At 45.6% G+C, this 20,214-nt stretch carries 19 protein-coding genes; 12 read left to right on the plus strand and 7 right to left on the minus strand.

The features are described from left to right. Positions 1-187, plus strand: a 187-nt coding sequence (locus QUA24_RS18600) for a hypothetical protein (protein WP_333231153.1), incomplete at its 5' end; no start/stop codon positions are given. Here QUA24_RS18600 and QUA24_RS18605 read toward each other — a convergent pair. From QUA24_RS18605 to QUA24_RS18620, 4 genes are all read right to left on the minus strand, one after another. Further along, on the minus strand, positions 184-384 hold the full coding sequence (locus QUA24_RS18605) for a hypothetical protein (protein ID WP_333231155.1): 201 nt from the start codon (positions 382-384) through the stop codon (positions 184-186). The two genes, QUA24_RS18600 and QUA24_RS18605, sit on opposite strands and share 4 nt — an antisense overlap. A gap of 36 nt (positions 385-420) precedes the next feature. Continuing rightward, positions 421-783: a hypothetical protein gene (locus tag QUA24_RS18610; RefSeq protein ID WP_333231157.1), complete on the minus strand. Its 363-nt coding sequence runs from the start codon at positions 781-783 to the stop codon at positions 421-423. After that, positions 752-934 carry a hypothetical protein gene (locus QUA24_RS18615; RefSeq protein ID WP_333231159.1) on the minus strand — a complete coding sequence of 61 codons (183 nt, stop codon included), beginning with the start codon at positions 932-934 and terminating at the stop codon, positions 752-754. The genes QUA24_RS18610 and QUA24_RS18615 overlap by 32 nt, the downstream gene beginning before the upstream one ends. Before the next feature lie 181 nt (positions 935-1,115). Continuing rightward, a complete protein-coding gene (locus QUA24_RS18620; RefSeq protein ID WP_333208917.1) occupies positions 1,116-1,532 on the minus strand; it encodes an MAPEG family protein in 417 nt (138 codons plus the stop codon). Positions 1,533-2,075: 543 nt separating this feature from the next. Between QUA24_RS18620 and QUA24_RS18625 the strand changes: the two genes are divergently transcribed. The 4 genes from QUA24_RS18625 to QUA24_RS18640 all read left to right on the plus strand — a co-directional run bounded on the left by QUA24_RS18625 (position 2,076) and on the right by QUA24_RS18640 (position 5,962). After that, positions 2,076-3,014: a DUF389 domain-containing protein gene (locus QUA24_RS18625; protein ID WP_333231161.1), complete on the plus strand. Its 939-nt coding sequence runs from the start codon at positions 2,076-2,078 to the stop codon at positions 3,012-3,014. Between the two features lie 19 nt (positions 3,015-3,033). After that, positions 3,034-4,611, plus strand: coding sequence for a sodium:proton antiporter (locus QUA24_RS18630; protein WP_333231163.1), 1,578 nt, complete (start codon positions 3,034-3,036; stop codon positions 4,609-4,611). Between the two features lie 143 nt (positions 4,612-4,754). After that, a complete protein-coding gene (locus QUA24_RS18635) occupies positions 4,755-5,534 on the plus strand; it encodes a class I SAM-dependent methyltransferase (RefSeq protein WP_333231164.1) in 780 nt (259 codons plus the stop codon). A 92-nt stretch (positions 5,535-5,626) separates the two neighbouring features. Beyond that, a complete protein-coding gene (locus tag QUA24_RS18640; protein ID WP_333231166.1) occupies positions 5,627-5,962 on the plus strand; it encodes a cupin domain-containing protein in 336 nt (111 codons plus the stop codon). 160 nt (positions 5,963-6,122) lie between these two features. On the opposite strand, the gene QUA24_RS18645 is transcribed toward QUA24_RS18640, so the two are convergent. Then, on the minus strand, positions 6,123-6,824 hold the full coding sequence (locus QUA24_RS18645; protein ID WP_333231168.1) for a Crp/Fnr family transcriptional regulator: 702 nt from the start codon (positions 6,822-6,824) through the stop codon (positions 6,123-6,125). Positions 6,825-6,869: 45 nt separating this feature from the next. On the opposite strand from QUA24_RS18645, the gene QUA24_RS18650 reads away from it, so the two are divergent. From QUA24_RS18650 to QUA24_RS18670, 5 genes are all read left to right on the plus strand, one after another. Next, on the plus strand, positions 6,870-7,379 hold the full coding sequence (locus QUA24_RS18650) for a CdiA C-terminal domain-containing protein (protein WP_333231170.1): 510 nt from the start codon (positions 6,870-6,872) through the stop codon (positions 7,377-7,379). A gap of 208 nt (positions 7,380-7,587) precedes the next feature. Next, a complete protein-coding gene (locus QUA24_RS18655) occupies positions 7,588-8,394 on the plus strand; it encodes a thiazole synthase (RefSeq protein ID WP_333231204.1) in 807 nt (268 codons plus the stop codon). A gap of 69 nt (positions 8,395-8,463) precedes the next feature. Then, entirely contained in the window at positions 8,464-8,631 is a 168-nt protein-coding gene (gene psb34, locus QUA24_RS18660; RefSeq protein ID WP_106333461.1) for a photosystem II assembly protein Psb34, read from the plus strand. A 571-nt stretch (positions 8,632-9,202) separates the two neighbouring features. Next, entirely contained in the window at positions 9,203-11,476 is a 2,274-nt protein-coding gene (locus QUA24_RS18665; RefSeq protein ID WP_333231172.1) for a hypothetical protein, read from the plus strand. A 105-nt stretch (positions 11,477-11,581) separates the two neighbouring features. After that, positions 11,582-12,274 carry a response regulator transcription factor gene (locus QUA24_RS18670; RefSeq protein ID WP_333059446.1) on the plus strand — a complete coding sequence of 231 codons (693 nt, stop codon included), beginning with the start codon at positions 11,582-11,584 and terminating at the stop codon, positions 12,272-12,274. A gap of 127 nt (positions 12,275-12,401) precedes the next feature. On the opposite strand, the gene QUA24_RS18675 is transcribed toward QUA24_RS18670, so the two are convergent. Together QUA24_RS18675 and hemG are read right to left on the minus strand one after the other, a co-directional pair. Then, positions 12,402-13,607 (minus strand): transposase, encoded by a 1,206-nt coding sequence (locus tag QUA24_RS18675; protein WP_333231174.1) that lies wholly within the window; start codon positions 13,605-13,607, stop codon positions 12,402-12,404. Positions 13,608-13,726: 119 nt separating this feature from the next. Then, positions 13,727-15,187 carry a protoporphyrinogen oxidase gene (gene hemG / locus QUA24_RS18680; protein WP_333231176.1) on the minus strand — a complete coding sequence of 487 codons (1,461 nt, stop codon included), beginning with the start codon at positions 15,185-15,187 and terminating at the stop codon, positions 13,727-13,729. Positions 15,188-15,214: 27 nt separating this feature from the next. Between hemG and QUA24_RS18685 the strand changes: the two genes are divergently transcribed. Both QUA24_RS18685 and QUA24_RS18690 read left to right on the plus strand, forming a co-directional pair. Beyond that, complete coding sequence (locus tag QUA24_RS18685; RefSeq protein WP_333231178.1) at positions 15,215-15,352, plus strand: hypothetical protein; 138 nt, start codon at positions 15,215-15,217, stop codon at positions 15,350-15,352. 577 nt (positions 15,353-15,929) lie between these two features. Continuing rightward, the gene (locus tag QUA24_RS18690; RefSeq protein WP_333231180.1) at positions 15,930-20,165 is read left to right on the plus strand and encodes a PAS domain-containing protein; all 4,236 of its coding nucleotides are present in this window, start codon (positions 15,930-15,932) and stop codon (positions 20,163-20,165) included. The last annotated feature ends 49 nt before the right edge of the window (positions 20,166-20,214 follow it).

Raw genomic sequence — 20,214 nt, forward strand, 5'->3', positions numbered from 1 at the left:
ACGGAGCGATCGCCTGCTTGACGGTACGATCGCTACACCAACTCTTTTAAGATACAAGGGGCGGGTTCACCAACAATTTATGCCTAAAACCAATAATCTCGTAAACCCGCCCCCACCCAACAGTCAATCACAATCTACCGCTTTCAAGATACAAGAGGCGGGTTCACCAACATCTTTAATTGGCTAACCATAATCTTCATAAGCCCCCCCCGTCCATACTGTCTTCCAAATATCTTTAATTCTAGCCTGCTCTTCCCATTCTAGCTCCTTAAAAACTATCATTATTTCCTCATGAGTATAATCAATAATGATTGCCGCCAAATGAGCAGCGGTTTCCGCTTCCAGCATGGCTGTTTTTAACTTTGCCATTGCCTCTTTATCCATTAGCACTAAACTTTGAATATTGACCTCACTTTTATTTTAATTTTGTCTGCAAATGTCTTTTAATTGGCTCTGAAAATCAGCAATCTGTGCAGCACTTATTGTATCAGAAGGTGGCGAGGATATTTTAATTTTTTTGCTGCAAATCTGAGAGAGCAATTTTTCATCAATCTCCAGAATCAGACCTTCGGAAGCTACATTTTTTTGCAACAAAATTGCGATTTCTCTTTCGAGTTGGCGATTTCCTTGCTCAAAGAAATGTTGAGAGTTAGAACGAAACAAACCGCTATTGACTTGCTGAATTTGGGTGGGTGTCAGCGATTGAGCCGAGACAGCAGCCGGAAATCCCAAAGATGCTGCTAGCCACCAGCTAGAAATTATCTGTTTGAGAATGCTGTTCATCACTGTCGGGAGGATTTTTTACCTCAGTTGGTTTCTCGTCTTCTGACTCGCTTGCCAATTCATCTTCTCGTTCAAGTTTTTCTTGCCACTCGACAAGCTGCTGAAAAAGTTTCGGGTTAATTTCAAATACGGGTTTGTTGGTTTCTGACACATTTACTCCTGAAAGTAATTGAAAGACTTGGATTTAACTGGTTCCCTGGCAGAGCCAGGGAACCGCTGTCGAGAGGCTCTGACTCGCTTTTTCAGGAGGAAAATTGGAGGCAGAGCCTCCGGATCTGCGTTACCACGCTGAGCCTGGAAACGAGTAGAAAAACAATTATGTCGATCAGAATTTACGCTCCAACCTTCAGCAGCGACATAATTATGCCTGTTAAGGAACCACCAAGCAGAGCTAAAGTAGCTAAAGTGCTAATGCCAAATCCTGCCGCTCTTTTTTCAGCAGCTTGATAGTAACCCCAAGCAAACAAAATGCGTCCAATTATCCAAACTGCGCCGATACCTGCGCCCCAAACTGGGCTAATAAATTGCGAGAACAGCCACAGCGAGGGCAAAAATAGAATCATTTGCTCTAAGGTATTTTGCTGAACTCGCACCACTCGCTCAAAGTCTGGGTTTCCTGTCATCTGCGGGGGGGAAACTTTGTATTTGAATCTAGCTCTGCCGACGTTGATGGTAACAACGAAGTAGAGAATTAATGCTGAAACAGTAATTAGACTAGGCCAAAGTGTCGCGTTTGCTTCTGCGAGCATGATTCGGTATTATTGGGTGGAGTATATATCTTGATTATAAATCAATTATTTCCGATCGCGTTATTCATAGCCCTCCCGTCATTCCATGCACGGAATGTGATTCAACTGGTGGCTATTAGCGACGCGACAATTACTTTCGGATTCTGGGACGTCCTCGAAAAATTGCTGGCTGGGATTTTGATTCTTTTGACTGCACCTGCACAGGGAGACAAGCCCCCGACTCTTATCGTGAGTCACCCCAAATTTTAGACCCTAGTTCAAGCTCCTAGATTCATCTGTGGAGTAAATCTCAAATCTCAAATCGACTGGGTAGCCCCAAATTTTAGACTTTTGTTCCAGCTACCAGATTTATCAGTGGAGTAAATTTAAAATCTAAAATTTGAAATCTAGAATCTAAAATCTCAAATCGACTGACCTTATCTGCATACGGATACAAGCCCCCGATTTAAGGAGATTATTTTGCTCAACAATATTCGAGACAGTCTTAAATATTTCACCAGGAGCAGGATTCCTCGAGAGCATTTAAAGCAAATACGAGTTGACTTGTTAGAAGAATCAACCCTAGATATTAACTATCTTGTCTTAATTCTGGGCTCCTGTATAATCGCCACCTTTGGACTGCTTTCCAACAGTGCGGCCGTCATCATCGGTGCTATGATCATCGCCCCTCTGATGTTGCCAATCCGAGGGTTAGCGTTTGGAGCCGTAGAAGGTAACGTTCTCCTCTTCCGCAAAAGTTTAATTGCATTATCTGTCGGGACGCTGCTAGCAATTTTTCTAGCTTGTTTTTTGGGAGCTTTGATACAAATTCCCGACTTTGGGAGCGAAGTTCTAGCTCGTTCTAAACCTACATTACTAGACTTAGGAATTGCGATCGCCGCTGGGGGAATCAGCGGCTATGCGAAAGTTCAGCCCAAAGTTTCTGCTACTCTGGCGGGAACTGCGATCGCCGTGGCTCTCATGCCGCCAATTTGTGTTATAGGTTTAGGCTTATCTCAAGCTAATTGGTCGCTCAGTTTGGGAGCAAGCCTCCTGTATCTTACTAATTTGCTGGGGATTACTCTCTCCTGTATGCTAACTTCTTTAATTGCCGGCTACACGCCCCTGCATCGCGCCCGTAAAGCCCTCTTTTGGGCGCTAGCATTGACGGCTATACTTGTGATTCCTCTGGGGGTGAGTTTTGCGGAATTGATCGAGCAAGCGCAACTAGAAGTCAGTCTGAAGCGGGCGCTGCTTAACCGAACTATCACTTTTCAACGGGTGGAACTGATTCAAACTGATACTAACTGGTTGACAAAACCGCCGGAGGTTCGTCTGATTGTTCGCAGCAGCGAAGCTTTGACACGCAAACAAGTGCAGCTTTTAGAAGCATTTGTCGAAAAAGAAATGGGTCAAAAATTTACCCTAATTTTTCAAGTCAGTCAAGTTGAAGAAGTGCGGGGTTCAACGCCGGATAAGTTCCGACCGAAATCGAAACCTTAACTATTTTATCCCTAATGCTATGACCCCAGAAACTCTAATTGACCAAGTGACGATCGAGGGGAATCTGAAGCAATTTCTCTTAGTGCTAGCGGTTTCCTTAACTGTGGCGACGCTGCCGCAAATCTTTGGATGGCTGAGCAAAATTCCCTACACGCTGCTGTTAGTAATTGTCGGGTTGGGTTTGGCTTTTATAGATGTGCGACTGGTGACGCTTTCACCGAAACTGATTCTGTTGATTTTTTTGCCGCCTCTTTTGTTTGAAGCTGCTTGGAATCTGGAATGGCCTAAACTCAAGCGGGATTTAGTGCCGATCGCTCTTTATGCGATTTTGGGTGTTGTTATTTCTGTTGCTGGCGTGGCTTTTGCTCTCAATCAAATAGCTGGAGTTTCGTTAGCGATCGCTCTTTTGGTAGGAGCTAGTATATCTGCTACCGATCCTGTTTCAGTCATTGCATTGTTCCGGGAATTGGGAGTTGAAAAACGCCTAGCTTTGCTGGTGGAGGGTGAGAGTTTATTTAATGATGGGATTGCTATTGTTGCGTTTAGTTTTTTGGTGGGATTCTCTCTAGGGAATGATGACGTTGGCATCCCAATTCTGATTGCGCGTTTCTTAGCTTTTGTGGGAATTGGGGTGGTTGTCGGCAGTTTAATAGGTTTTGGAGTTTCTTATCTGACTCAACCATTTGATTTACCTTTGGTGGAGCAATCGTTAACCTTAGTTTCAGCCTACGGCACTTATATAATTGTGGAGGAATTGGGTGGTTCAGGGGTGATTGGAGTGGTGACGATGGGCTTGATATTTGGCAATTTTGGCTCTCAGATTGGTATGCAACCCAGTACCAGACTTGCGGTAACACAATTTTGGAATTTTTTGGCGTTTTTTGTAAATTCGATCATGTTCCTGCTGATTGGCGATCAGATTAGTTTTGCTGATTTGGGAGCGAATTTAGGAGTGATTGGCATAACTGTAGTGGCGATGTTTGTGACGCGAGCAATCGCTATTTTTGGTCTAGGATGGTTGAGCAATTGGTTAGGAAAATCTAAAATTTCATTGCCAGATCAAACTGTGATTTGGTGGGGAGGGTTACGGGGATCTGTATCGATTGCTTTAGCTTTGAGCGTACCCCATGTTCTGCCCGATCGACCAAAAATTATTGCCATCGTGTTTGGTGTAGTTTTATTTACGCTGCTAGTACAAGGTTTAACCACCAAGGCGCTGCTGGAAAAACTGGGGTTGTTGAGCAACCAGGAGTTGCGCCAGGAGTATCTGCAGGCGATCGCCCAACGTGTTGCTCTCAACCGGGTTCTCAAGCATCTATCTGAAGTATCGGGCGATCGTAAAATCGAGCCTGAGTTTTCCAATCATCTCGTGAGTCAGCTTCAAGAAAAATTAAACCTGCTGCAAGCAGGAATCAACCAAATGTACGATCTATCTCCTGAATTGCGACAGATGACTATCGACAAATTAGAAGGGGATTTGCAGGCAATAGAGGCTGATACTTATGCTGAATTTGTGCGATCGGGTCAATTGAATGAGCTGCCTATTTCTGTGTTGCAGCAATGTTTTAAAGAGCGGAATGATAAAATTGTTTCTTAATAGATTTTTGAGGGGCGGACAGGGTATAATTCCGGATATTGTAGGGTTCGTCAGCCTACGAGCATTTGAATATGAGCTAGATCATAGAAAGATTTGGGAAAATTTGGCAAACTGAGAGTAAGGTTAAATAGGAGGTCAATTTAATGACCAATACTGCTCTCAATTTTAAGACTGCACCCGGACATGAAGTTCTGGCGGCGGCGGGTAAGAGAATGCTGAGGCCGGGAGGGAAACTTGCTACAAAACAGTTATTTGAATGGGCGGATTTTCAGCCTGGGGAAACTGTTTTGGAGTTGGCTGCTAGTTTTGGATATAGTTCGATCGCCCTTGCTGAACGTTTTGGCGTAAAAGTAGTGGGAGTTGAGAAAAATCCCCAGAGTGTGGCCCGCGCTCGTGCTAATGTTGCAGCAGCGGGTTTGAGCGATCGAGTGGAAATTGTGGAAGGAGATATTTTTCACTTGGATCGGATTTCCCAACAGTTTGATTGGGTTTTGGCTGAAGCTATCCTGACAATGCAGGCGCCATCAGGGAAAGCTAAAATTGTATCGGGAATTTGCGATCGTTTAAAACCAGGTGGCAAGTTTCTCTCTCACGAACTTTTAGCTAGAAACCGAGAAGCTGAAATTCACAAAGCTTTATCAGAAGTGATTCGCGTCAATTCAACGCCTTTGTCTGAGTCTGGCTGGATTGCTGTTTGCCAAAACGCGGGTTTGCAAGTAGAAAAGTCTCAAACCGGGGCGATGGGTCTCCTAAATTTGTCGCGAATGCTGCAAGATGAAGGGTTTGTGGGTACTGTGCGGATTGTGTGGAACATTTTAAGTCGATCGCAAATTCGCGATCGTATCTTAGCAATGCGTCGAGTTTTCCAGCATTACCAACAGGATCTAGGCTACATCCTTATCTTTGCCAAAAAACCATCTTAACCGACTCAATCGATTTTCGATTTTCGATGGAAGAAAGTGAAGTCACTGATAAATCCGAGACTTGTGACCAAATTAATTAATTGTCAAAAACTATGACTACTACTCTTTTACCGCTACAATCTTCAGCAATCCAACTCCGAGACGCAATTGAATATCCCGCCGCCGGAGTGCTGAACAAAATTTTAGTCAAAGACAAGAATTGTCAGTACAGTTTATTTTGTCTAGCTGCAGGAACGGAAATTTCCGAACACTCTTCGGCACGGAATGCCACAGTTAATGTCATCGAAGGAAAGGGTATTTTGACTTTGGAAGGCAAGGATATTGTTTTGGAACCGGGGGTATTTGTCTTCATGCCCGGTCAAGCTCTTCACGCTTTGAAAGCCGAAGAAAATTTGGCGTTTATTTTGACACTTTCCGAAGCGAATTAATTTACGCAATATTGCTTGGGGGGCGGGTTTCATACTTGCCTCAAGTCAATCATCTCATCAACCCGTCCTGATTCACAGATTGTGGGGGCGGTTTTATATAGTGAGTAGCAGTAAAATATGGTTTGTGAAACCCGTACTACAAAAATTGGGATGTTAACATTTAGTCTATGTCATCTCCAGAGGCGATATACTCCAATTTTTCCCAATCTAATACAATAATTTTACCGCCTCGACCGTAGGAGACAAACGGCTTGAGTTTCTTAAACAACCGCACGCATTCTTCGTAGGTAATTCCAATACTGCGAGCAATTTGATAGTAGGGAAAACGTTTTTCTAAACATACACTATTATCCGCAATCTTCGTACCTTGCTCGACGGCAAAGTAATGAATAAATCGGGCCAGCCGCACGATCGCCCTTTCCGACACCAAACCGTGCACAGTCTCGTGCAGTTGCTGCAACCGCTGATTAAACACCGCCAATATTCGCAACGCAATCTCAGGATTTTCCCGAATTGCTGCTAGCAAAACTTCCCGTTCTGTGGTAAGAACTTCCACATCAGTTTCTGCTGTCACCGTTGCGGGGGCAATGCCGTTGCCTAGCAAAGCAGGTGCGGCAAAAATATCTCCCTGAAATAAAGTGCGGAGAATTGTTTCTTTACCCGCCGCCGCTGTTTTTGCAACCCGCAGAGAACCGCTCAAAAGAGTGTATAATTTTTCGGGGATGCGATCGCCCTCATACATCACAACTTCTCCCTGTCGGTAAGTGCGAATTATTGTATGTTCTTGCAATCGCTCTAATTCAGTTTGGTTTAAGCTGGTAAATATTCCTATTTTAGCCAGTTGCTCAACATTTGCTTTCATACCTTTAACTCTACCCGATCCGAGTCCATTGAGAGTATAGTAACGGTGAATTCAGAATATATCGAAACAAGCAGAGCCATCTACAAAAAAGCAGAACCAGAATATCGGCGATATTATTTTGATGAGATAGCTGGCGGATTTGTGCTAATTCACCAACAACATAATCTTAATAATTCGGAAATCTTTATTACTGAAGTTTTGGCTAAAATAGGGAAGAGAGTTAGAATGTTGAGCGAGCAAGCAGCAGAGGGTGTGAGAACGCCAGATGCTGAGATAGACGGTGAGATTTGCGAATTTAAGGAGTTGACAGAACAGACTCAAAACATCAGAGACCGAGTGCAAGAAGGCATCAGTAGAGCAAAAAAACAAGGTGCAGTAACGATTATTTTTCACGTAAACCGAAAGAGTTACGAGTTTTGGAAGGTAAACGACGGCATCAGAAAAGCTTTTTATTGGGACGACACACAACGGATTCAGAGCATTATATTAGTATTCAATAGCGAAGAATCTCAAGAAATTACTAGGGAGGAATGGGAAAATGAAAGACGTTTTTAATGAGTTTGAAGAAATTATACAAAGAGGATTAAAAAATAATATGCCGCGAGATGCCCAATTGATAACTGTTGGGCAAATTCTTTATGCAGTTACCCGCGATGAGCTGACAAATAAAGAAGGTTGGCAGCTTGAAGCAATGCTGGGAGGCAGAAAAAACTGGGAAGAGGCACTTGAGTACAGCATTTTTGGCTATCCAGTAGATACAGAAATGCCATCTTTAGACAAACCTCTAATTATTGCCGGCAAAACTTTTCATTCTCGCTTGATGACGGGGACGGGAAAATATCGCAGCATCGCAGAAATGCAGCAAAGTGTCAACGCTAGCAGGTGCGAAATTGTTACCGTAGCTGTGCGGCGAGTGCAAACAAATGCTCCGGGGCATGAAGGATTGGCAGAGGCTCTCGATTGGACTAAAATCTGGATGCTGCCAAATACTGCCGGTTGCCAAACTGCGGATGAGGCGATTAGAGTAGCTCGTTTAGGGCGGGAAATGGCGAAACTTTTAGGACAAGAAGACAATAATTTTGTCAAGTTAGAAGTGATTCCCGATGCTAAATATTTGCTGCCAGATCCGATCGGCACTTTGGAAGCTGCAGAACAATTAGTTAAAGAAGGTTTTGCCGTTTTGCCCTACATCAATGCCGATCCCCTGCTGGCAAAACGCCTAGAAGAAGTCGGTTGTGCGACAGTCATGCCTTTAGGTTCGCCCATCGGTTCAGGGCAAGGGATCAACAATGCGGCCAACATTCAAATCATTATTGACACGGTAAATGTTCCTGTGGTTGTCGATGCGGGGATCGGAACGCCCAGCGAAGCGGCGCGAGCAATGGAAATGGGAGCCGATGCACTGTTGATTAATTCCGCGATCGCCAATGCCCAAAATTCCCCGGCAATGGCAAAAGCAATGGGAATGGCAGCAGAAGCGGGGCGGATGGCGTACTTAGCAGGCAGAATGCCGATCAAAGATTACGCGATCGCCTCTTCCCCCCAAACAGGCACTGTCACATCCAAATAAATTCCTGAATTTTCCTGGGCGCTTTTTTGGTAGAGTTGTAAACATCAAAAATATTAAGGATTGTGACTGATGCCTTACATCAAAGATGACGATGGACGCCTGAACAACTTTGCTAAAGAGCCGAAGGTGTATGAAGCCGTACCTCCCAACAAAAATCAGCAACGCAACTACATCATCATGGGTATTGCAGCAGCCATGTTAGTCGCCGGTTTGGTGTACGTGGCTGCCTCCGTCTGAAAACTGGCCTGAGACTCAAAGCTGCTTCAAATCGCAATTTTAAATAATCCTTCGAGAAACCATGTTTTCCTTTCCCAAGGAAACATGGTTTTTGTGTTTCAATAAAAGCAGGTAGTTGCGACAATCCTGAAGCGTGCCGAGCGAGCTGGAAAGCTAAATAAGACAAGCATAAATTTGGTGTTTTCCTCTTGGCTGTCGGGTTCAGGGACTTGGGTTGCACTTAATCACACTGGTTCGCCACCCACATAAAATTGCCAATTGAAAATCTACAATCCTTTAGTCATCATCGGTGCGATTGACAATCAAGCATCCAGGATACAAGCCCCCGGATTCATCCGTCCAGAAATAAAAAACCTGTATCCGATAAAGGAGCACCCGAATTTATCCGTGGGGTCAAGGCTTCAATCTAAAATCTAAAATCTAAAATCTAAAATCGATTGACTGTCTTCGGGGCTTAGTTGTGAGTTATGAGCGATCGAGATTTCAACTCTCAACTCTACAATCTAAAATCTACAATCCCAAATCTAAAACCTAAAACCTAAAATCTAAAATCTAAAATCGGCTGCTCCTGATGTCTATTCCTTCCCAAAAAGTTTCTAGCTCAAACAAGCTGATCTATCAACGCTTGAAACAGGCGATCGACCTCAATTTACGCCGTCAAATTTTTATTGCCGCCTGCGACGACTTGTGGTTGCGGGACTGTCTAGCCGCCCGCTTGCAGACAGAATTAGCCGCAGAGAGCGCAGGCTCCTATCCTCGCTCCCCGATCGACTACCCCCGATTTGTCAGTTTGGAACTCGACTTGAGCGATCCAAATCCTTGGGGTTCGATCGCCGCGTGGCTGACCCAACACCCACAGCCGCAAAACAGGGGCAGCTACAGCCCTGTGCCGGGATTTCAAATTCTTGGGGCCGAACACCTGACCAGGCAGTCAGCAGCCGTGCAGTGGTCGTTCCTGAGCTATTTGAGAGACATCGAAGCAAACCTGCAAATGTGCGAGTCTACTCTGTTGCTGTGGGTGTCGCGGCCCTGGCTAAGTTCGATCGAACAATCGGCCCCGGAATTTTGGCACTGGCGAACCGGAGTATTTGAGTTTGAAGGCGAACCAACTCCAGCTAAGGAAGACTTCGGGCACTTTGAGGACTTCGGGAACTCAGGAGACTTGCGAAACCTGCGGGACAGCGGAGATTTTGGTAACAAACTTTTAATATCTTCTTTGTCGGGACAATCCCCAATTCCCGATGAACAATTCCCAATTTCCTATCCCCCGTCCCCAGCGCCTGGTTCTAAATCCGTCCCATTGGCAAATGAGGAACCATCGCCAATTTCCCATCCCCCGTCCCCAGCGCCAGATTCTCAATCCGTCCAACTGGCAGATTTGGTGCTAGCAGCGGCTTCTGAGGATTTGGCAGCCGAAAATAATTCCGCATCAGAGGAGAATTTTCTGCCGCTGCAAACCCTGCAATACATCGAACTGCTGCAAGAACATCAGTGTTGTTCCGAAGCATTGGCTTTGGCTTATCACGGTTTGGGAAATTACTACCGCGATCGCATTCTGGGCGGAGACGTTTCAGAGCAAAACCTGACAATCGCCATTCGTGCGATCGAACAAGTGATTGCATATCTCGACCTTGACAGCAACTCGCAGCAAAATCAACCACTAACTGAGGAATGCGCGCGGCTGATTGCCCAATTGACAGAAAATTTAACTCAGTACGCCCAGGAGTCCAACAGCCTACCGCCAATTTCCGATCTTCTCAACGATCTCGGCACTCTCTATTGGATGCTATCGCGCGATCGCACCAATGCCCTCAACGCCTCAGATCCGGTATCCAGCCTTGAACGCAGCATCGCCCTCTACCTTGAAGGTTTGAACCGAACAGATGCCGAAACCGTACCCCAAACCCGCGTTAGATTAAACAAAAATTTGGGAATCGCCTCGGCCGATTTAGCCCGCTATCAAGACAAGACAGAGAACTTGCAGCACGCAGTTGCAGCTTACCAACAAGCGCTGCTGGATCTAGACCCCGCCGTGGAGCCTCAGCAGTACGCTGCTGCTCAGAATAATTTGGCGACAGCATACTGGAATTTAGCTCAAGATGGTGAGCCGATCGTATATCTCAAAAGTGCGATCGCAGCTTACACCCAAGCCCTCTCCTGCTACAGTCCCGAACGAGAACCCCTTAACTATGCCGGAGTGCAAAACAACCTCGGTACCGCCTGCTGGAACCTCGCCCAGCACCAACCCTCAGAACCCCTGCTAGTCAGGGCGATTTCCGCCTACCGCGAAGCATTGAAATACCGCACCCGAGAATTAGTACCCGCAGCAGCAGCCGCCACGTACAACAATCTCGGTACGGCTTATTGGCATTTGGCAAACCAGTTTCAGCAGAAACAGGCGCGGACGGAATCATTGCAGCAGGCGATTACCGCCTACGAAGCCGCCCTGGATATCGCCGCAGAGATCGATCGAACCAAACTCACCTTTGACGCCTTGGCCGCCCGCAACAATCTCGGACTAGCCCACTATCAACTAGCCACCGACCCAGATTTCGCCGCTAACAAAGTCGCACAGACAAGCCATCTAGAAGCAGCACTGCACCACCAGTTGCAAGTGTGTGCCGAATGGGGACAACATCTCAATGACAAAGGGTTAACATATGGGGATAAACTCAACTTGCAAGCCGCAGCAAACTCCCAAGCTGCTGATTCCCGGCAAACAGCATTGAGCTATATTGTCAAAACGATTAGAGCTTTCTATAGTGAATGTGGGCTGCCAGGCCAAAATTTAGCCTTATCCAAAGTTCCGGGAGATTTATTGCCTGAAATTTTGCGTAGGTTATAAATAGGGCTATAACTATTAAAAGCTCAATTTTTTCGAGATTTGTATCCAGTTTTCTATTATTATGGCTGAATATTCTTGCCTAATTCTTCAAGCAAACTTGTGGTCATGGCCCCTGTAAAAATCCTTGTGGTTGATGACGACCCGGCAATCCGAAATTTAATTCACCGTTTTTTGAGCCAGCAAGGTTATCAAGTTGAGTCTGGCGAGGACGGTCAGACTGGTCTGGAATTATTTGAGCAACTCAATCCTGACTTAGTAGTTCTAGATGTAAATTTACCTGATACAACTGGCTACAAACTGTGTCAAGAAATGCAAAGACGCACGGGTGTGTTTGTGTTAATGCTGACTGCCCGAACCGATGAAGCTGACAAAATGAAAGGGTTTGCCGAAGGTGCTGACGACTACATTACTAAACCTTTTAGTCTTGTAGAGATTGGAGCTCGTGTTGCAGCAATTTTGAAGCGCAAACGCATTGTTACTCCCGCCGAACAACAAACTCTTACTTTTGGAGAGCTACTAATAGATCCGGTTCGCCGCGAGGTAATTCTCGGCAGCCAGATAGTTGCTTTGACTGCTTTAGAATTCGACCTGCTGTACTGTTTGGCTAGCAAACCCGGTCGCGTGTGGAGGCGATCGGAATTGCTGCATGAAGTGTGGGACTACGAGTATGTAGGAGCCGATCGCGTGGTGGATGTCCATATCGGTCAAATTCGCCGCAAAATTGAACTAGATCCCAATCAAATGCCGATGATTCAAACCGTCCGGGGGGTGGGTTACAAGTTTGAGCCAACAACCTAGTAACATTCGGCATTGGGCAGCGGATATGAAGGCAGAAGGCTGTAGGTGCGGGTTCACCAATATTTCGGATTAACACTCGATATTTTTGACATTCTCACGCCAGCTAAAGCCACGGTGATTCATAACATCACTGTTTAGGCTTCCTCTTTCGGCGACCCGACTTATTTGAAAGAGTCTCCTCATTCAAACAGAGGTCGATATCTCCAGAGGCGTTTGAGGTTCCCGTATGCCCTACGGTACGCAATCCTAGTTCTAATATGTTGCGAGCGGCATTCCAATCTCGGTCTAAAACAAATCCACAATGCGGACAAATATGTGTTCTTTGACTTAACGATTTCTTCGCCACTTTCCCGCAACTAGAACAGTTTTGGCTTGTATAGTGAGGCGGTACTGCAACAGTCGCCACCCCAAATACTTTGCCAAAATATTCAACCCAATTCCTAAAAGCTGTCCAGGCTGCATCTGATATAGACTTGGACAGCTTTTTATTTTTCACCATGTTACGCACCGACAAGTCTTCATAGGCTACCAAGTCGTTGGACTGGACTACGCACCTTGCTAATTTCACGGCAAAGTCTTTACGTCGCCTACTTATCTTGAGGTGTTTTCTACTTAAACGATTCCGAGCCTTAGCTCTATTTTTAGAGCCTTTCTGCGTTCTAGAAAGCCTGCGATTAAGCTTTTTAAGCGACCTCTGGGACTTTCTCAAATGACGTGGATTCTCTACGGTATTTCCGTCAGAATCTGTATAGAAGTGCGTTAACCCTACGTCTAAACCAATGGTTCGTCCCGTAGGTTCCCGCTTTTCATTTCGTTCGGCATCAATACAGAATTGCACGTAGTATCCATCGGCTCGACGAACTACACGAACCCGCTTGATTTGATTTAACTGATAGAAGTGTAGGTCACGAGTTCCCCATAATTTAAAACTTCCTGCTTTAAATCCGTCGGTGAAAGTTATATTTCGCCTGTCGTCAGAAAGCTTCCATCCGCAAGTCTTGTATTCAACAGAACCGTGCGTTTCATGCTTTTTGAAACGGGGAAAACCTTTCTTTCCGGGTTTTGCTTTTTTGCAGTTGTCGAAAAACCGTGCAATCGCTGACCAAGCTCTTTCGGCCGAAGCCTGCCTAGCCATTGAGTTAAGCTTGGCTGCCCAAGGAAATTCCCTGGCTAAGACTGCACAATAAGCGCTTAAGTCATAGCGACCTACACCTTTTGTCTCCATCCAGTACCTGATGCAGCTATTACGAATAAAGCGAGCAGTACGAATGGCTTCGTCTAGCCGTTCGTACTGCTCGCTCTTTCCTTCTAGCTTGGCTTCACATACTAACATTTACGTCGAGGGAATGGATATAAAAACTAATTCACAGTTTTGACGGAATTAAAGCCGTCCTGTAAGGACGGGGCTTTAAACCCATTTTTTCGGCAAACCCGCCCTCCCCACACAATCATTCAGATCGATCGAGTATCTGATTGTTTTTTCTGTAAATAGTCGCCCACTTCTCGTGCACCCTCAAAACCCCTTCGCACGCAATCTCCCAAAGCCACGCCGCCAACGTAGTTGCTGCACAAATACACCCCAGGCAAAGATTTTAAGCCCTCATCGATTTGTTGCAGGCGATCGAAATGTCCCAAATTGTACTGAGGAATCGCCCGCTTCCACACATTCACCGCCAAAACTTTCGGCTGCGCCGCCGAGGGCTTCAGCAAAATCCGAGACAAATCTCGGTGTACCTCACGAACGATTTGTTCTGAGTCGAGATTGCCAATTTCCGAATCAGTAGCCCCGCCGATGTAACTGCTGAGAGTTTGCCACCCTGCGGGCGCGCGATCGGCAAATAAACTTGATGTCCAAATCGTCCCCAGAGTGCGAATTCCCTGCTCCCTCGGAATTAAATTTCCAAAACCTACTAATTTACCTTTGACATCAGACTGCGGATATGCTAATACAACGCAGGCAACCGTAGGATAAGTAAAAGCTTGTAAAGCACTGCTAACTTTCCGTTGCAGAGGCTGCAACAAATCGGCTGTAACGTAAGCCGGCGTTGTCAAAACCACGGTGCGTGCCTCAACTTCCTGCTGTCCGTCGGGCGTCGAGAATACAGCAATGTAAGTTTCGCGTTCTGTGCGCTGGAGGCGAGTCAAGTGCCAGTTGAGTTTCACTCGATCGCCCAATTGAGCAGCGATCGCCTCTGGCAAAGCCTTCAACCCTTGCTTGAACGAACCCAACTCCCCCGGCCTAGTCTTAGGAACATTCGGGTCTGCAAGGATTTTCTTCGGCCTGTTTTTAGCAGAAAGCAGCGCCCCCGCCACCAGCCCGCCACCCACATCAGCCATCTTGGCTACCCGGCCAAAAGCCGCCGCCGCGCTAAGTTGTTGCGGATCGCCGGCATAAACCCCAGAAACAAAAGGTTCCACCAACCGCTGCATCACTTCCTGCCCCAGATGACGGCGGAAAAATTGAGAAACAGTTTCCTCGTCACCCTGCTGCGAAAGTCGATCGCCCATTGCCGGCCCGACAAACCCCAAAGCCCCGAACAACGCCCGCAGTTTTCCCGGAAAACTCAGCAACTGAGACTGAATCATCGCCGGTGGAGTCATCGGCACCGGTTGCAGCTTTTTTTGCCAATAAACATAACGAGGCAATTTGCGATCGGCAAAAATTAACTCTTGCTTCAATCCCACATCCACAGCCAACTTCATCAATTCCGGTGTCGGCGAAAAACTGTTCGGGCCCTCCTCCCAGAGAAACCCTTCCGCTGTCACAGTGGTGATGTTCCCGCCCACACGTCCTTGACTCTCAGCGACTAAAATCTTCAGCGAGGATGGACTCGTTGCTTCCTTGTGAAGTGCGTGCGCCAAACTCAAACCGCTAATACCCGCACCCACAATCAAGGTATCTAATAGTTCCATATTACATAGAAAAATATCGCAATCTTTATGTTACATGGCTTTGCACGGCTTGCGTTCTTTGCTGGGCGTACTGCCAAACCGCTTTCAGATTACCGAATTGGGAATTGGGAATTGGGAATTGGGAATTGGGGATTGGGAATCGGTAAGCTGTCCGGCATTTCTTAAGCATTTTTCTCGCAGGTTGTGGATTGACCTCTGCCCACCTCCCCGTCTCCCGGTCTCTTCATCTCGCTTTTGTATCCGCTGGGTCTGGTTTAAAAAAAGAGCATCTGCTGTAATTAAGTTATATTCCCAAAAACACTATTTCTTTAAAATTTTTGTATTATAGGGAACAGCGCCGAAAATTGCACCGGGAAACGCAGCAGTAGAGTGCTCAAAAAGATTTGAGTGGGTTAAACTAACGTTAGGAAAATTTTAGAGCTTAAGCAAGTCAGCACCCCGCTCGGAAGAGATGGGGCTTTATGCCCTAATCAAAAGACATAGTTGACCAGCTATCGTCTTAACTGATTACGTTATCAAAATTATGGGTGTAAGCTCAAGCTGCTATGCGATATCGCGTGAAATATTTGAAACGGTAATTGTTCCGTTGAAAGTAGATCATAAAAGTACCAAGTGCCGAAGTAGCCCCCTGTAGCAACAATCAATATTCAAGGCGGTGAAAACTGCCTGATGAGTGTTACCTCGATCGGTCTTTAGACACGAGGTTTCCACAATACTAAGCTTTTCTCATGAAAAAATACCCATGCAGGAAGTTATCAACTCGTTTCAGTCTTTTTTCTCTAACTCTGTTGATGCTTTCCTAGAGTGCGATCGACAGCAAAAGTACCTATCGATCAATCCTGTCGCTGCTGCTTGGATGGGATTGGAGCCTGCTGAAATAGTCAACCAAACTAATCAGGAATTATTAAAATTATATCCCAATAATGCGGCTGTCAGAAATATAATCTCGCAGATTGATTCCTGCCTGCAACAAGTATTTATTACCGGGGAAAAACGGCTGGCAATTCATGAGGTGACGACGGCAGACGGCCGGATTAAAATTTACGAAACTGCTTATACGCCAGCGGTGGATTCCTCTAGCAAGCAGATGCGGGTTTTGGGCGTCGGTAGAGATATCACCAGGCACTACCGCTGGCAGCAGCAGAAAACTCAACAGTTACGCCGGTCGAACCATTTACTGTGGTTGAATGCAGCTAACAGTCCGCTGGCAATGGTAGGCTGGGATGAAGATTTTCGGATCGTTCAGTGGTCGAAACGTGCCGAGGAAATCTTTGGCTGGACATCCGATGATATGATGGGCAAGCACTTCGGCGATTTGGCTTTGGTTTGCCAGGAAGATAGAGAGGCTATAAGCGCGATCGAGCTTGAACTAGCCACTGGCAACGGCAATACTTCAATTAACCGCAACTATACTAAAAGCGGACAGGTAATTTGGTGTCGCTGGTTCAACTCGATTATTCGCAGTGGCGACACTTTTACCGTGCTTTCTTTGGTGGAAGATATCACCGATCGCAAACGATTGGAAGCAGAAAAAGCCCAAGCTTCTCGCCTCACAGCAATGGTAGCCGATGTGGGTATTGCCCTCACCAAACACCCTCAAGATATCCTGCTTCCCTGTTGCGAGGCAATGGTGCAGAATATTGATGTCGCTTCTGCTGAAATTTGGATTTTCAACTCTCAACATAATCTTTGGCAATTGCAAGCAGCATCGGGAATATACAGTCGCACAGACGATCGGGCTAGCTATATTGAAAGTAAGGTTAACTCAATCGCCAAACAGCAAAAACCGCAATTTGACTGCGGATTTGAACTGAATAATTTTGGACTACCAGAGGAAGAATCCGCAAAAGCAAAAGACGTACACAGTTCCGAAGTAGCAATTATCAACACCAGTCAAAAGCCGACAAACTGCCCAATTCCCAAGCAAATTCTCACCTTCGCAGGCTACCCTTTGATAGTCGAAGAACGGCTGGTGGGAGTCATAGTAATTATCAGTTGCCAACCGCTGACAGCACCGTTTCAGGAAACTTTAGCATCGGTTGCCGATGTCATTGCTTTAGGCATCGAACGCAAGCGTGCAGAAGCTGAATTAAAATCAGCTAGAGGCTTTCTCAATTCCGTAGTAGAAAATCTACCGGTGGGAGTTTTTGCTAAAGATGCTTCTTCGCTGAAATTTGTGCTGTGGAATAAAGCGGGAGAAACGATCGCAGGTGTTACCTCTCAAGAGGCGATCGGCAAAAATGACTATGATATTTACCCCAAAGAACAAGCTGATGTTTTTACTGCTCAAGACAGAGAAATATTGACCGGTCATCACAATCAGTCTACTGTTAAAGACATCGCCGAAGAGCCGATCCAAACTCGCCACAAAGGTATGAGAATACTGCACACCCGCAAAGTGCCAATTCTCGACGCAGCAGGCCGTCCTCAGTACGTTTTGGGGATTACTGAAGATATTACCGAACGCAGGCAGGTAGACGAAAGCGTGCGCCTCTACGACCAAATTGTCGAGAATATGCAAATTGGTTTGTACGTCTACCATTTAGAAAATATAGACGATGACAGCACTCTCAGGGCGATCGCCTCGAATCCCGCTGCTACCCTATTTACCGGATTAGAAATGGCTGATGTTTTGGGAATGACAATCGACGAGATTTTTCCCCACCTGCGATCGAAAAACATTCCCCAAGCATTTGCTTCGGTAATTCGCAGCCAGAAAGCCGTAGAACTTGAAGATATTGACTGCGATGAAGAGGGCCGAATAACTCGCGCTTTTTCTATTAAAGCTTTTCCATTACCCAACAACTGCGTAGGTGTTGCTTTTGAAAACATTACTGCTCGCAAGTGCCTAGAACTACAACTGCAGGCGTCTTTGGAAAAAACCGAACGTTCCGAACAACTCCTGCGTACAGTAATAGACAAAACTAGCGACTGGATTTTTGCCAAAGACACAAATTTTCGCTATATTTTGGCCAACAGGAGTTTCGCTGAAGCGATCGGCAAAACAGTCGAAGAAATAATTGGCAAATCCGACTTAGAATTAGGATTTTCCGAAGATCTAGTGTTTGGGAATTCCGCCAAAAATATCCGAGGCTTCCGCACAGACGACTCTGCTGTACTGGCCGGCGAAATTATCCACAATCCCTGCGATCCGGCAACTATTGCTGACGGTTCAGTACATATTTTTGATACCCAAAAACTTCCCCTGCGCGACGCTGAAAGTAATGTATTTGCAGTGCTAGCTTTCGCTCACGATATTACAGAACGACATGAATCGGAAGCAGCTTTGCGTAGAAGTGAATCAAGGTTTAGGTCTTTGGTTGCTAATATTCCCGGAGTGGTTTATCGCTGGAAGTGCGATTTTTCGACTAATTTTATTAGCGAGGCAGTTTACTTATTAACAGGCTACCCTGCGGCAGATTTTATTTGGTTTTTGGACAGGGGATCCCGGACTTTTGCTAGTATTATTTACCCGGAAGATTTGGCAAAAGTAGAAGCAACTATTCGGCAAGGCATAGAAAACAAAGAGTCTTATAACTTGGAATACCGCTTGCTAGCAGCAGACGGCACGGTTAAATGGGTGTGGGATAAAGGTTCTCCTGTGTTCGACGCAGAGGGAAACGTTTGCTGTTTGGACGGGGTGATTTTTGATATTAGCGATCGGTACTACGCTGAGGAAGCATTGCGCCAAAAAACTTTAGAGTTAGAAGCAGTTTTTCGCGCTTTGCCTGATTTGTATTTTCGACTAGATGCTGAGGGTATAATTGTAGATTATTTGTCAGGAACTTCCTCGAATTTATACGTACCTCCCGAACATTTTCTTGGTCAACGAATGACAGACGTATTGCCACGGAATGTCGCAGGCCAATTTGCCCAAGCAATCTTTGAAATTTCCCAAACAAGAAACTCAATCGACATAGAATATTCGCTTTCCATGTCGGAAGGAGAAAAAACTTATGAAGCTCGACTGTTGCCGTTTAATTCAGATCAGATTATTATTCTAGCCCGCAATATTACCAAGCGCAAAGAAGCCGAAGCTCAATTAAAACATAAAAATCGCCAGCTAGAGCAAACATTGAAACAATTAGGCAGGACTCAAGCTCAACTAATTCAAGCGGAAAAAATGTCGGGTTTGGGACAGCTAGTGGCGGGAATTGCTCACGAAATCAATAATCCTGTCAGTTTTATTTACGGTAATATCACTTACGCTAGTGAGTATGCCAAAAACTTGCTGGAACTGTGCAGTTTGTACCAAGCACACTACCCGAAACCTGTTGCTGTTATCCAAGATGTGGCAGAAAAAATAGAACTAGAATTCATGAAAGAGGATTTCCCGCACCTGCTGAATTCAATTCAAACCGGAGCAGATAGGATTCGCCAAATTGTTCTGTCTTTGCGTAACTTTTCCCGCCTGGAAGAATCAGATATTAAGCGTGTTAATATTCACGAAGGAATAGACAGTGCTCTATTAATTTTGCAACACAAGATTAAAGAAAATGGCAGAAATCGTCACATTCAAATAGTTAAAGAATATGGGGACTTGCCGCAGATACAGTGCTACGTGGGACAGTTAAATCAAGTGTTTATGAATATTTTAAATAATGCTGTTGATGCTTTAGCGAATGTCAGGAATAGGAAGCTGGAATTAGCGAGTTATTCGGAAGAAGAACGGCAAGATTTGGCTGGTTTACCTTTAACTTGCGACACATTGCCCTTGATTCGGATTCGCACGAATGTGTTGGAGAACAATCGGGTGGCGATCGTAATTTCAGATAACGGGTATGGCATGGTAGAGTCTGTTAAGTGTCGGGTATTTGACCCGTTTTTTACTACTAAACCAGTAGGCAAAGGTACAGGTTTGGGACTGTCTATCTCCTATCAGATTGTGGTGGAAAGACACGGAGGGACGCTGCAGTGCATTTCCGCGCCGGGAGAGGGAACTGAATTTGCGATCGAGATTCCAATTCGGCAGAGGTAATGAGTTATTGGTAATTGGTAGTTGCACGAGAAAAATGATAATCTAATTA

Source organism: Microcoleus sp. Pol12B5 (assembly GCF_036701335.1).
GTDB lineage: Bacteria > Cyanobacteriota > Cyanobacteriia > Cyanobacteriales > Microcoleaceae > Microcoleus.